This window comes from Terriglobales bacterium (assembly GCA_035691485.1).
Lineage (GTDB): Bacteria > Acidobacteriota > Terriglobia > Terriglobales > Acidobacteriaceae > JAIQGF01.
The window spans coordinates 1-12,961 of record DASSIZ010000102.1; the positions used below are offsets into that span (position 1 = coordinate 1).

A 12,961-nucleotide genomic window follows, 5' to 3' on the forward strand; every position below is an offset into this window, starting at 1 on the left:
AGGTCGAAGTCGCGGATGTGCGGCTTGTCGGGAGTTTCCTTGGCGCGCTTGATGGCTTCCTGGAATTTCTTTTCCAGCACGTCGGCGCTGTTCTTCTGCGCCTGTACCGATTGCTGAAACAACGATTCCTTGCGGCTGTCCTGTTCTTTCATGGCGCGCGCTGCCTCTTCCAGGTCGGCGAACATCTTGGGCTTGACCGGAGCGGTGTGGGCGATGACCGCGTGCGTGGCGGGGTCAATCTTCAGAACGGCGCCGCAGCAGGGGCATCCGACGTCGAAAGCAGTGGCGGGCTTGGCGGCGTTCTTGGCCATGGGGAGATGATAGCAGTTGTCAGTACCGAGTTGTGAGTTTTGCCTATTTCACCCCCAGCTGCGACATCAGGAAGCCGAGTTCGTCGGTCATTTCGTCGATCTGCTTGTTGATGGCGACGCCGCCACGCGAGTGGCCTGCGCTGGTGTCGTAACGCAGGAGGATGGGATTGCTGTCCCCGTTCTCCGCCTGCATCAGGGCCGCCATTTTCCGCGCATGGAGCGGGGCGACGCGTGTGTCGGAATCGCCGGTAACAAACATCACCGCCGGATACTTCGTCCCCTTCTTGACATTCTGATAGGGCGAGTAGGCACGCAGGTACTTGAATTGCTCGGCGCTGTCGGCGGCGGAGCCGTACTCGGGGACCCAGAATCGCGCCACCAGGAACTTCTCATAGCGCAACATGTCGAGCAGCGGATAGCTGCAAACCACGGCGCGAAACAAGTCCGGCCGCTGGGTGAGAGCGGCGCCGACCAGCAAACCGCCGTTGGAGCCGCCGGTGATAGCGAGTTTTGCAGGATTGGTGTACTTGTGCTCGATCAGCCACTCGGCGGCAGAGGTAAAGTCATCGAAGACATTCTGCTTGTCCCGCAGCATGCCGGCCTTGTGCCATTTTTCGCCGAACTCGCCGCCGCCACGCAAATTGGGACGCGCATAGACGCCGCCGCTGAGGGCCCACACCGCCGCCATGGGGGAAAATGACGGCGTCTCGCTGATGCGGAAGCCGCCGTAGCCGGTCAACAATGTCGGCAGAGGCAAGTGCTCGTCAGGCGCAGTTCCCTTCCGGAAAACGAGGAACATCGGGATACGAGTGCCGTCCTTGGATTCGTACCAGACTTGCTCGGTTTGGAGCTGCTCGGTGGGAATGGGGACGGTGACGCGCGCCCACTCGCTCTGCTTTCCGGTGGAAGCCGAGTAGCTGAAAATCGCGCGCGGGGTGGAAAAAGAGCTGAACCGGTAGAAAACCTCGTCCTGGTTCCAGCGCCCCACAACGGCAGCGGAGCCGATCTCCGGCAACTCGACATCGCGGAGAAACTTGCCGGTGGGATCGAAAACCTTGATGTGGGTCACGACATTCTGCAGGTAGCTGACAAACAGCTTGCCGCCGGCGGCGGTGACGTTTTCCATGGCCGAGGAAGTTTCGGGAATGATGGTTTTCCATCCCGCCCGGGCCGGGTGGCGGAGATCAACGTCGATCAGGCGACTGTTGGGCGCTTGCCAGTTGGTGCGCACGTAAACATGATTCCCCGCCAGGTCAAAGCTGAAATTGGCATTGATGTCGTTGACGATAGTGTGAATCGGAGCACCGCTCTTCAGGTCCTGGAAGTAAAGTTCCGTTTTCTCCGCCGCAGAACCGTGGCTGACCTCCAGCACGAGATAACGGCCGTCGGGGGAAAGGTCGGCAGCGATGAAATCGCCGGCGCCATTCTCATGGCCGAAAATTTCCTTGTCGCTTGCGACGTCGCCGCCCATGGTGTGCAGATAAGCACGCGGACCGACGCCGGGCGTGTACTTGGTGTAATAAATCGCCTTGTGGTCCGGGGTGACGTGAAAGGAACCATAGCGGGCAACGGGAAAGCTGTCGGCGAGGGGCTTGAGGCTGTTGATGTCGAGAAGGGTGACGGCCACCTCGTCGGCACCGCCCTTACGTTGCCCGTAAGCGAGCAGGTTGCCGTCTTCCGAACCGCCCATCGTGACCACGGAGATGCTGCCGTCCGGGGCAAGCGTGTTGGGGTCCACGAGCACGGTTTCCTTGCCCTTTTCCCGCATGCAGAGCATGTCCAGGTTCTGATCGGCGCGGCGGCGCAGGTAGAAGTAGCGATCACCGCGGCGCGCCGGCATCCCGATGCTGTCAATCTTGAGAACCTTTTCAATTTGCGAGCGCAATCCCGAGCGGCCGGTGAACTGGGAAAGAACTTTCTGCGTGTACGCGTTCTCGGCGTCGATCCAGGAGCGAGTTTCGGGGCTGTTCTGGTCCTCGAGCCAGCGATACGGGTCGGTGATGGAGACACCATGGTAGTCATCGGTGACTTCATGGACCGGAGTGGCGGGAGGCTTGGGAGTCTGCGTGTCAGCGGCCAGGACGAGCGCGGCGGCTACCACAACAAGGACGGGCAAAGCACGCAATGGCGGCATGACAGCGGGACCTCCGGCATGAAACGGAAAATGATAGCAGGAATGATGGCAGGGATGATTAAGAGCGGAGACGGGTCAGGCTATACTCGCGCCATGGGTTGCCACGAACTGGTGCAGCTGCGAAAGCAGGCGACGCGAGTGAAGAACAAGATCGACGAACAACGAAAAAAAGCCCGCCGCAATGCCGACCACGCCCGCCAGGGAAGGCCCTCGGGCAAAAGCGAGTACATTCCTTTCCTGCAACGCAAACTGAGCCACCTGGCGGGGCGCATCGAGCGGCACATCGGGAAACATAAGTGCCAGGAGTGAGTGGAAAGCCGGTTTCCAGTGCAACGCCTGCTGGAAGTTTTACTTCTCAGTTCTGACTGGCCATGTCCCTGATCATTCGAAGCTCCCCCATCCACAACCGAGGCTGCTATACAACGCGCGCCCTCCGCGAAGGGGCAAAGGTGGTCGAGTACACCGGCCGGCGAATCACGGTGGAAGAGGGCGACCGGTTGTACGACGGCAAGCGGGTCACTTACCTGTTCGGATTGCGGGATGCCAAGCATGTCATCGACGGCACCGGAATCGCGCGCTACATCAACCACTCGTGCGACCCGAATTGCACCACGGAAGAGATTGGCGGACAGATCTGGGTGATTGCGATCCGCGACATCCAGCCGGGAGAAGAGCTGTCCTACGATTACATGCTGTACGACGGAGACGGCGATGCGCCATGCCGGTGCGGCGCGAAGAAGTGTCGAGGAACGATGTATGCGCCGCAGGAGATACGGCGGCAGAAGCGGGCCGCAGGGCGGGCGAAGCGAAAAGCGGGAAAAACCGCGAACCAGACGCGGAAGAGAAAGGTGAAGAAAAGTTAAGTACTTCCCCACATTATCTCGCCGAACTCGCAAATGTGGGCCACCGAAAACAGGTTGTAGAGCCGCTTCCCAGCGCCCCGTGCCGATTGGGTCCAATCCACAGAGCAACTGCGCCTGAATGACGCGTGAATTTGTTTGCGCGGATGGTTGTTGGGTGTACAATCCGCGCTCTTTAACTCCTCTTCATTCAACCGGTCTTTGCTCGAAGTGTGCGTTGTCTTACCGGCGAACGATCCGCCGGAATTTGATGCATGGGAGGGACTATGCCAAGGTCCTGGAGACTCTGTTTTCTGTTCCTTTGTTGCCTGACGGGAGCGTCGTATCTACAAGCGCAGGCCGGTCCAAGCACAACCTCGATGGCTACTTACTACCGCTGCGTGCAGGGCGACGCGGCGCGCGCCGATACCATCTTCAACGAACATCTGCTGCCCTATTTCAGGGCCGAGAAGGCGGCGGGGAGAATTAACGGCTTCGCCTGGGCAAAGCACTGGTCCGGCGGCGACTGGCGCCGTCTCTTCTACTTTAGCGGTACCGACCCGGACAAGGTGCTGGATACCTACATGGGGCTGATCAAGATGTCGCAGTCACCTGAGCACGCCAAGGCGATGGATGAGTTCCAGCGCATCTGCTCGTCGCACGACGATTACACCTGGCGTTCAAAAGTAACCCAGGCGGCCGGCGAGACCGGGCGTGCCCGCTCAGCCTTCGTGATGTCGACCTACTATGTTTGCAAGGCGGATGAAGCCGAAGCTGACTCCATCGTGAAAAGCGTGTTTGCCCCCATCCTGGACCAGCGTATGAAGGACCACAAGATCGACGCGTGGGTCTGGAACGAGCACCTGATGGGCGGCAAGTATCGCCGGCAGCTGGTCGTAGATGCGGCGAACCCAAAGGCTCTGCTGCAACACTGGGGTTCACTTCAGGGCGAGTTGCAAAAAGCCAATCCCGACCTGTCGCGACGGTTCAACGCGATCTGCGACAGCCATAGCGACTACATATGGGAGGTCGCAGCGCAGTAGCGAACCATTTTCCTATCGGGCCCCGCGGCGGATTCGCCCGCGGGGTTTTTCTTGAAAGTGAACAACGGAAAAGAAGAAGGCGCGGGAGAACCCGCTCTGCCTTCCTTATTATCCTCATGCTTGCTTGATTTTCTAGGCTACCGCGCCTTTTTTCGGGAACGAGCGCACTGCCTTTTCTTCGCCATCGTAGACTTCGAAGACGGTGAGCAGCTTGGTGACCTGCAGCAGTTCGCCGACGCGATGAGTCAGGTTGGCCAGCTTGATGTTGCCGCCGATAGCGCGGGCCGAAGTGAACAGGCCAACCAGCGTGCCCAAGCCGCCGCTGTCCACGTAATTCACGTCCGCCAGGTTGATGACGATGTCTTTGGATGTCTTGAGCTGTTCCTTTACCGTCTCGCGCAGCATGAGCGACTCGTCGCCGAAAATGATGCGCCCGTGGCAATCCACGACCATGATGCCTTCGATCATGCGCGTGCCCAGCTTCAGATTCATGCGACACCTCCGCCAATCCTACGACGGGCCAAATGTATTCCCGGCGAGAACGGAATGCAAGACTGAGTTGTAGCCGCGGTATAGAGGGTTCCCAGGGCGGAACCAGCCTTGTGGGACCTGCACTTTTGAGAATGGCGAAGCAGCACGGGCCGGCCGCTTAGAACTCAAAACTCACGACGCAAACACTGGTAGAATCGGATTTTCCATGGCTTACCAGGTTTTGGCACGTAAATACCGGCCGCAACGGTTCTCCGAGGTGATCGGGCAGGAGCACGTCACCCGCACCCTGAAAAACGCCATCGAACAGGGCCGGATAGCGCACGGGTATATCTTCAGCGGGCATCGCGGGATCGGCAAGACGACGGTGGCGCGCATCCTGGCCATGGCTCTCAATTGCCGTTCCGCCGACCACCCCGTGACCGAGCCCTGCGGAGTGTGCGAATCCTGCACCGAGATTCGCGCCGGCAATGCGGTGGACGTAATCGAGATCGATGCCGCCACCAATCGCGGGATCGACGAGATCCGCGAGTTGCGCGAAGCCGCCCGCTATCGCCCGGCGCGAGACCGGTACAAGATCTGGATCCTCGATGAAGCGCACCAGATCACGGACGCCGCTTTCAATGCGCTGCTCAAGACGCTGGAGGAGCCGCCCGGGCACGTGATTTTCATGCTGGCTACGACGCAACCGGAGGACATTCCCCAGACCATCCGCTCGCGCTGCCAGCATTTCAGCTTTCATGCCGTTCGGTTCAACGAAATCATCCAGCAACTGCGCGACATTGCGGGCCAGGAAAACATCCAGGCCGACGACAATGCCCTGGCCATGCTGGCCGAGGCGGGCGACGGCTCGATGCGCGATGCTCTCTCCATCATGGACCAGGCGATAGCCTGCTGCGGGCAGCACCTGACCGCGGAGACGGTACGGCAACTGGTAGGCGCGGTGCCCTCCGAAATCCTGGAAGAGCTGATGAACGCGGTGGCGCGCAATTCCGCGGAAGAGGTGCTGCGCCAGGTGGACCGGCTGCTCACCGAGGGTCATAACCCGGCGCACTTCGCGCGGCAGATGGTGCGTTTCCTGCGGAACGCCACCGTGGCCAAGGTGGCGGGAGCGGAATCGCAGCTCCTGCAGATTTCCTCCGATGAACGCGCGCGCGTGGGTCGGGTTGCCGGGCAGTTCAGCGAAGAAGACCTGGCGCGCTTTCTGCAGATCATGCTGCGCACGCACGGCGAGCTTGGGTACAGGCAGGAGCAGCGGTTTCATCTCGAGCTGAGCCTGTTGAAGCTGGTGCACGCGCAACGGTTGTTGCCGCTGGAGCAGATTCTGAGCGATGCGCAGCCCGGTTCGGGTGCGCCGGCGCGCACGACCCCGTCTCCGCGGTCAGAGCCTGCGCGCGCAGCTGCCCCGGCGGGGAGCGGGCCGGGCGCTCGCCCATCCCCGTTTGAAGCCGACCGGTCGAGAAAGAGCGCAGTGGCGCCGCAGTGGGATACGCCGCGTTCGCCCAAGGCCCAATGCGATGCGTCCATGCCGGTGGCGGTGGTCGAGCAGCGGGGTGCGCAGGAGGCGCAAACTTCCAGCTCAGCGACCGCGGTTGCGATTGCGACCGAGCCGGCGGAAGTCTCGGCTGAAGCGCTGCAGGCCGAAGTTTTGAACGCGCTGGAGCGGGCGAACTCGCGCACGCCGATAGTGGAAATCAGCGCCGAGGGCTCGGAGCTGGTCATCAAAGTCAGCATGCCGCAGTCGCTGGTGGAGATGGCCTTCAGCGATGAAGCGCGCCGGGCGACAGTAGCGGCGGCCAGCCGCGTCCTGGGACGTCCGATCAAGCTGCGGGTGTTGGGAGCGGCGGGGGGAAACGGCGTGAACCAGCGCACCGCGGCAACACCGCGACCCGCAAACGGCCCGGGAGCGAGGAGCAGAGCAGCCGACGATCCGGTCGTACGGCGCATGCAGGAGAAGTTTGGGGCGCAGATCCGGACGGTGATCGATCACCGGGAGAAGAAATAGGATCTAAGTACCTGAGTTCGCGCGGCGCGATGAAGCGTTCGATAACCGGCACTGCAGTACTGAGGCACCGAGGTTCTCAGTTTTATGGGCGGATTCAATCCAAAGCAGCTTCAGGAACTGATGTCGCAGGCCAAGCGGCAGTACGACGACCTGCAGCGCAAAATGCAAGAGACGGTGGTGGAGGCTTCCTCCGGCGGCGGCTCGGTAACGGTGAAGATGAATGGACAAAAGAACGTGCTGTCCATCACCATCGATCCGGAAACGGTGAAGTCCGGAGACGTCGAGATGCTGCAGGACCTGATCACGGCTGCGGTAAACGCCGCGGTGCGCAAAATCGATGAGCAAATGCAATCCACCGTCGGCGGCATGCTGGGCGGTATGGGAATGCCATTCTGACATTGCATTGTGTAATCGGGTAAAGTGGAAAGTGGGATTGCTTCTACTTTGTCCTTTGCCCGATTACGCAATTTTTCTTTATGACGAAGTTCGCCGAGCCGATGGCTCGACTCATTGACGAGCTGAAAAAGCTGCCGGGCATAGGCGCCAAGAGCGCGCAGCGGCTGGCGTTTTATATTCTGCGCTCCAGCGATGAAGACGCCGAGGCGCTGGCAACGGCCGTGCGCGAGGTCAAGGAGCAGCTGCGGCTGTGCTCCGTCTGCAACAACATCACCGACGTCGATCCCTGCTCGTATTGCAGCAGCCCTACCCGCAACCAACGCCTGGTGTGCGTGGTGGAGGAACCGACGAACATCGCGGCGGTGGAAAAAACACGCCAATACAACGGTGTATATCACGTCCTGCACGGATGTCTTTCTCCGCTGCACGGCGTGGGGCCGGAGCACCTGCGGGTTGGCAACCTGGTGCGGCGAATTGAATCGGGCGAGGTTGACGAGGTAATCCTGGCGACTAACCCAACGGTTGAGGGCGAGGCGACGGCGGTTTACTTGTCGCAGCAAATCCGGCGGCCAGGGGTGAAGGTGACGCGTATTGCCACCGGCATTCCCGCCGGCAGCGACATCGAATATGCCGACGAGGTGACGATGTTGAAGTCCATCGAGGGGCGCCGCGAGATTTAAAGCACAGGCAGACGCCGGGGCTTGAGCGCCAATCTCACGTCGCGATGGCCCAATCATTTCCCTTCCATGTGCAAGATTTGTTCGCTTTCGCACCATGAAAGCAGCGAAGGCAGCGATATAGTGCCGCGACTTCATCCTTATTTTTGTGCGACTTGCACAAATTCTCTAAAGAAAACGCTCAAATTCTGTCTGGCCCTCAGTTTGCATGGACGGTACATCGCCTCGTTCCGAAAAGGGCGATGAAAAGTTTAGACGGGCTGGCGAGCCGGCCGAACCGAGACCATCGGTGCTCGCAGTCCCTGCGGCCGTGGGTGTAACCACATCCCAGCCGCGTAGGAAAAAACCGGGCGAACCAGCCTGGTTTTTTCTTTTTGTCAGAAATGCAGGCAGTGACTCGACGTACTGAATTTGCCCAATCCGGAGAGCTGACATCCGGAAAAATTGATGGACCCTCTAGCCCCGGAGTTTTGCCAAAAGGTCCTGAGGGTGGACGGGCTTGGCGAGGATCTCGAACTCGTGTCCCTGGGCGCGGGCGCTCTCCAACAAATCGGCGGTGGCGGCCTGGCCGGAAAACAGAAGGATCTTGCAGGCGGGCAGGAATTTGCGAATGCTGATGGCCGCCTCAATGCCGTTCATGTCGGGCATGATGACGTCGCTGATAATGAGGTCGGGCTTGACGCTGCGGGCGCGCTCCACTGCGGCGGTTCCGGTATAAACCGCAGCAGCATCGAAGCCATGTTGGTTGAGGATGATGGCCAGTGTATCGGCGATGACGCGCTCATCATCAACCACCAGCACTCTGGGCTTACCCCTTTTAACAGTCATCCGAGCTGCTGCCTCGCATTAGGATGCACGTTCTCGGCCCATACGACAGGCAGGCACCGTACTAACTGCAACCGCAATTATAACAATCTTCAAGGAAGCACTGGCTGGCCGGGAGGCGAGTGGCATTCTAAATCCCGCATGCCGGTCCCGCAAAGGGCGATTCCATAGCATTTCCGAGTCATTGGGGTGCGGCCCTGGCGGTCCCGGTCGCCACCTGAGCGTTGGATTTCGCGACCGCGGCGGCGGTGGGGCGTTCTAACAGTTGCAAGCGGGCCCCGAACGAAGTAGGCTTTGAACAACTCCGGCCAAGCCGGCCGTCGTGAGGTCCGCCGGTTTTCAACGCAACAGGAGCATATGCCATGTCTTCGCTGTCGGCCACCTCGCCCGCCCCGGCGACTGCATCGTCGCCCTCGCTGCTTTATGTGGAAGGCGCGGAGCAGCGCAATATCACGCTGGAGCGGCTGCCATTTTCCATTGGTCGCAAGACCGACAAGGACCTGGTGATAGCGGATTCGCGGGTCTCGCGCGACCACGCGCAGATCATTTTCGAAGACGGACAGTACTTCGTCATCGACCAGAACAGCCGGCACGGCACCTTTGTGAATGGGATTCGGCGCGAGCGGCAGAAGCTGGAAGCCAACGACCGGATCGATTTTGGGGCGCGCGACGCCGCCTACGTAATTTTCAATCCGGACAAGCCGCACACCAGTTCGGCGGCCGAATTTCTCAGCCAGATTTCCATGTTGCCGGCCTCGACCGGCAGTTCCGACCTGGAGAAGCTCCGCCTGTTCCTGGAAGCGGCGCGCAAGCTGAACACGACCGGCGTGCTCTCCGACGTGCTGGTCACGCTGCTGGATTCTACTTTGAAGCTGACCAAGGCGGAGCGAGGCTATGTTTTTCTGCGCGGCGCCGACGGCAATCTCCGCCTGGCGGCAGGGCGCAACGCCAAAGGCGAACAGTTGTCCGACGACAGCACGATTTCGCGCTCCATCCTGGAAGAAGCGGCCAACGCCGCTTCGGAATTCATGGTGAGCGACACCAGCCGCTCCAGCGATCTTGCCGGCCGCAACAGCATCATCGCCTATGACCTGCGGACGGTCATCGCCATTCCCTTGCGCCGGACACAGACACAGTTTGCGGAAAAGGCGACCACCGACGCCCAGCCGCAAGTCCGCGGCGTGCTCTACCTGGACAGCCGCTTTGCTTCCCGCGATGTGTCGGCGGTGAGCCACGACATCCTGCGCGCCATCGCGACAGAAGCGGCTGCCTTGGTGGAAAACGCGCACCTGGTCCAGGCCGAAGAAGCAGCGCGGCGCTACCAGCAGGAGTTAACCATCGCCGCCACCATTCAACAACGGCTGATGACGGTTTCCATTCCCGACGTGCCCTTCGCCGCCATTCGCGCCACCAACCTGGCTTGCAAGGACGTGGGAGGCGACTTCTTCGACGTGGTGATGACCGATGAGGGCCTGGCGGTACTGGTGGCCGACGTGTCCGGCAAAGGTATTTCGGCGGCGCTGCTGGCCTCGATTCTGCAGGGCATGATCTATTCGCAATTGATCGCCAACATGCCGTTGGACGAGATTGTCAGCACCGCCAACGCGTTCCTCTGCCGCAAGGTGATGGGACAAAAGTACGCCACCCTGCTGCTGTGCCGGCTGAAGCAGGATGGAGAACTGGAATACGTGAATTGCGGGCACGTGCCGCCGGTCCTGGTCGCCGACGGCCAGATCCAACGGCCCAAGCAGTCCAGCAACGTGCCGGTGGGCCTGCTGGCGGGGGCGGAGTTCGAGTGCGCCAAGATGAAACTTCCGGCCAACGGACGTTTCGTGATGGTCACCGACGGAGTCACCGAAGCCGAAGACGCGCAGGGCGAATTCTACGGCGACGAGCGCCTGGAGCAGTCGGCCAACAGCGCCACCCCGTATGACAGCATCTTCTCCAGCGTGAAGACGTTCTGCGGCAATACGCCGCTCAGCGACGATTGCACGATCCTGGAATTGCACTACAAGCCGGCCGAGGCTTCACCGGCGGTCGCGGCGGACTAGCCGCTCCTGGAGCAGCCCTCGGTCGTGCTTATTGACTCGGCACTAGCCAGTGGCCACCGGTCACCCTTACACTGCCCCACGCATGTCGTCCGCCTCCGAGCTTTGCGACATTACCCTGACGAAGGCTTCCGAGTTGCTGCGCGAGAAGACCATTTCCCCGGTCGAACTCACGCGGGCCTGCCTGGAACGCATGGAGCGCCTTGATGGCACGCTGAATGCATTCATCACCGTCACCGACGAATGGGCGCTGCAGCAGGCGCGAGTCGCGGAAGATGAAATCGCGAACGGCCGCTATCGCGGACCGCTGCATGGCATCCCGGTCGCCCTCAAGGACCTGATTGACACCGCAGGGGTTCGCACCACCGCCGCCAGCGCGCTGTTCCAGGACCGCGTGCCCAGCGAGGACGCGACCGTGGTGCGGCGCCTGAAAGTGGAAGGCGCGGTGCTGCTGGGAAAGACCAACCTGCATGAGTTCGCTTACGGCGGAAGCGGCGTCGTTTCCTATTACGGCGCGGTGCGCAACCCGTGGGCGCGGGAGCACATTGCGGGAGGCTCGTCGTCGGGAGCGGCGGCAGCGGTCGCCTCCGGCATGTGCTTTGCCGCCATCGGCACGGATACCGCGGGATCGATCCGGCTTCCGGCGGCGTGCTGCGGAATTGTCGGCCTGAAACCAACCTATGGGCTGGTGAGCGCGCGGGGCGTGATTCCGCTGGCCTGGTCCTACGATCACGTTGGTCCCTTGACACGCAGCGTGGCCGATGCCGCGCTCGTGCTGCAAGCCATCGCCGGATACGACGCCGGCGACATTACCAGCCGCGAGCTGCCGGAGGTCGATTATGCCGAGGGACTCGAGGAGGAAACGCATTCGCTGCGGCTCGGCATTGTGCGGCAGTTTTTCTTCGACGACCTGGAAACCGACGTCGCGGCCGCCATCAACAATGCACTGCAGGTGCTGGAGACGCTTACCTACGAGATGAGCGATGCCAGTCTGCCGATTGATACCGACCGCACCGTACAGGCGGCGGAATCGTACGCATATCACGAGTCGTTCATCCGCGACCACGCCGAACACTACCAGCCGGAAACGCTGCGGCGTCTGCAGCGCGGTGAATCGGTCACGGCGCGGGAGTACATCCTGAAGCGCAACGAACTCGACCAACTGCGAAAAGGAGCGCGGGATTTATTTTCCGATTATGACTTGCTGGTCACGCCGGCTTCGCCGGCGGTCGCGCCCGCCCTGGCAGATTTACAGGTCAATCCTGACGACCTGCGCCGCCGTGAACTCATCCTGCTGCGCAACACCAGGCCGTTCAATGTCCTTGGACTGCCGGCGATCTCGGTGCCCTGCGGTTTTTCGCGAGCCGGCTTGCCGATTGGACTGCAGATTGCCGGCGCACCCGGAGACGACGCGCGCGTCCTACTGCTGGCTCACAAGTACGAGCAGGCGACAGAGTGGCACAAATACGATTGCGGAAATGGCGAATTGTAGAATTGCCGAATTGCACATCGTATATCTGGTCTTCATTCATCAATTCGTAGATTTGTAATTCGTCCCATGAGTGAGGTTTTCATGCTCAACCTGGAATCCGTCCGCATGGAGTTCCCTTCCGATGCCAACATCATCATCGGCCAGTCCCATTTCATAAAAACGGTGGAAGATGTTTACGAGGCCATCGCGACCACGGTCCCGCAAGCGAAGTTCGGGCTGGCGTTTAACGAAAGCTCCGGCCCGTGCCTGACGCGCTCCGAAGGCAACGACGAGGAGCTGCGCAGCGCTGCCATCCAGAACGCGAGAGCTCTTGCCGCCGGGCACGTGTTCGTGGTTCTGATCCGAAACGCATTCCCCATCAATGTTCTCCATGCGGTGCGCAACGTTCCCGAGGTATGCAACATTTTCTGCGCGACCGCGAATCCGGTCGAGGTGGTAATTGCGCGCGGCGGCCAAGGCGCGGGCGTCATGGGCGTGATCGACGGCAGCGCGCCGAAAGGCATCGAAGGGCCGGATGACGTAGGGGCACGGCACTCGTTCCTGCGGAAGATCGGCTACAAGCGCTGAGGAGTTTCAGGAAGCCGGTAGTTTGATCAACTCGCCCCGAATGCGCCCATCCGCGAGGCGCAGCCTTCCCACACTTACCGGCAAGCGAAAGCGCCTGGGCCCGGCGCTGCCCGGATTGAAGTAGAGCACGCCCCG

At 61.0% G+C, this 12,961-nt stretch carries 13 protein-coding genes; 9 read left to right on the plus strand and 4 right to left on the minus strand.

Annotated features, from left to right (window positions below; translation table 11 throughout):
- Positions 1–311 (minus strand): hypothetical protein (locus tag VFI82_13055; protein ID HET7185611.1); only part of this gene is annotated, 311 nt, incomplete at its 3' end.
- Positions 312–354: 43 nt separating this feature from the next.
- Positions 355–2,445, minus strand: coding sequence for a prolyl oligopeptidase family serine peptidase (locus tag VFI82_13060; protein HET7185612.1), 2,091 nt, complete (start codon positions 2,443–2,445; stop codon positions 355–357).
- A 54-nt stretch (positions 2,446–2,499) separates the two neighbouring features.
- Between VFI82_13060 and VFI82_13065 the strand changes: the two genes are divergently transcribed.
- The 3 genes from VFI82_13065 to VFI82_13075 all read left to right on the plus strand — a co-directional run bounded on the left by VFI82_13065 (position 2,500) and on the right by VFI82_13075 (position 4,327).
- Positions 2,500–2,754 carry a hypothetical protein gene (locus VFI82_13065; GenBank protein HET7185613.1) on the plus strand — a complete coding sequence of 85 codons (255 nt, stop codon included), beginning with the start codon at positions 2,500–2,502 and terminating at the stop codon, positions 2,752–2,754.
- Positions 2,755–2,816: 62 nt separating this feature from the next.
- Complete coding sequence (locus tag VFI82_13070) at positions 2,817–3,308, plus strand: SET domain-containing protein-lysine N-methyltransferase (protein HET7185614.1); 492 nt, start codon at positions 2,817–2,819, stop codon at positions 3,306–3,308.
- A 356-nt stretch (positions 3,309–3,664) separates the two neighbouring features.
- Entirely contained in the window at positions 3,665–4,327 is a 663-nt protein-coding gene (locus tag VFI82_13075; protein ID HET7185615.1) for a hypothetical protein, read from the plus strand.
- A gap of 132 nt (positions 4,328–4,459) precedes the next feature.
- Here VFI82_13075 and VFI82_13080 read toward each other — a convergent pair whose 3' ends face one another.
- A complete protein-coding gene (locus tag VFI82_13080) occupies positions 4,460–4,819 on the minus strand; it encodes an STAS domain-containing protein (GenBank protein HET7185616.1) in 360 nt (119 codons plus the stop codon).
- Between the two features lie 205 nt (positions 4,820–5,024).
- Here VFI82_13080 and dnaX point away from each other — a divergent pair, with 205 nt between their 5' ends.
- The 3 genes from dnaX to recR all read left to right on the plus strand — a co-directional run bounded on the left by dnaX (position 5,025) and on the right by recR (position 7,897).
- Complete coding sequence (gene dnaX / locus VFI82_13085; GenBank protein HET7185617.1) at positions 5,025–6,821, plus strand: DNA polymerase III subunit gamma/tau; 1,797 nt, start codon at positions 5,025–5,027, stop codon at positions 6,819–6,821.
- A gap of 84 nt (positions 6,822–6,905) precedes the next feature.
- On the plus strand, positions 6,906–7,217 hold the full coding sequence (locus tag VFI82_13090) for a YbaB/EbfC family nucleoid-associated protein (GenBank protein ID HET7185618.1): 312 nt from the start codon (positions 6,906–6,908) through the stop codon (positions 7,215–7,217).
- Between the two features lie 80 nt (positions 7,218–7,297).
- Entirely contained in the window at positions 7,298–7,897 is a 600-nt protein-coding gene (recR, locus tag VFI82_13095) for a recombination mediator RecR (GenBank protein ID HET7185619.1), read from the plus strand.
- A gap of 453 nt (positions 7,898–8,350) precedes the next feature.
- On the opposite strand, the gene VFI82_13100 is transcribed toward recR, so the two are convergent.
- Positions 8,351–8,722, minus strand: coding sequence for a response regulator (locus tag VFI82_13100; protein ID HET7185620.1), 372 nt, complete (start codon positions 8,720–8,722; stop codon positions 8,351–8,353).
- Between the two features lie 359 nt (positions 8,723–9,081).
- Between VFI82_13100 and VFI82_13105 the strand changes: the two genes are divergently transcribed.
- The 3 genes from VFI82_13105 (at position 9,082) to VFI82_13115 (ending at position 12,826) form a co-directional block, all read left to right on the plus strand.
- Positions 9,082–10,770, plus strand: coding sequence for a SpoIIE family protein phosphatase (locus tag VFI82_13105; GenBank protein ID HET7185621.1), 1,689 nt, complete (start codon positions 9,082–9,084; stop codon positions 10,768–10,770).
- An 82-nt stretch (positions 10,771–10,852) separates the two neighbouring features.
- Positions 10,853–12,259: an amidase gene (locus VFI82_13110; GenBank protein ID HET7185622.1), complete on the plus strand. Its 1,407-nt coding sequence runs from the start codon at positions 10,853–10,855 to the stop codon at positions 12,257–12,259.
- A gap of 81 nt (positions 12,260–12,340) precedes the next feature.
- Positions 12,341–12,826, plus strand: a complete 486-nt coding sequence (locus VFI82_13115) for an adenosine-specific kinase (GenBank protein ID HET7185623.1) — start codon at positions 12,341–12,343, stop codon at positions 12,824–12,826.
- Positions 12,827–12,961 lie beyond the last annotated feature (135 nt).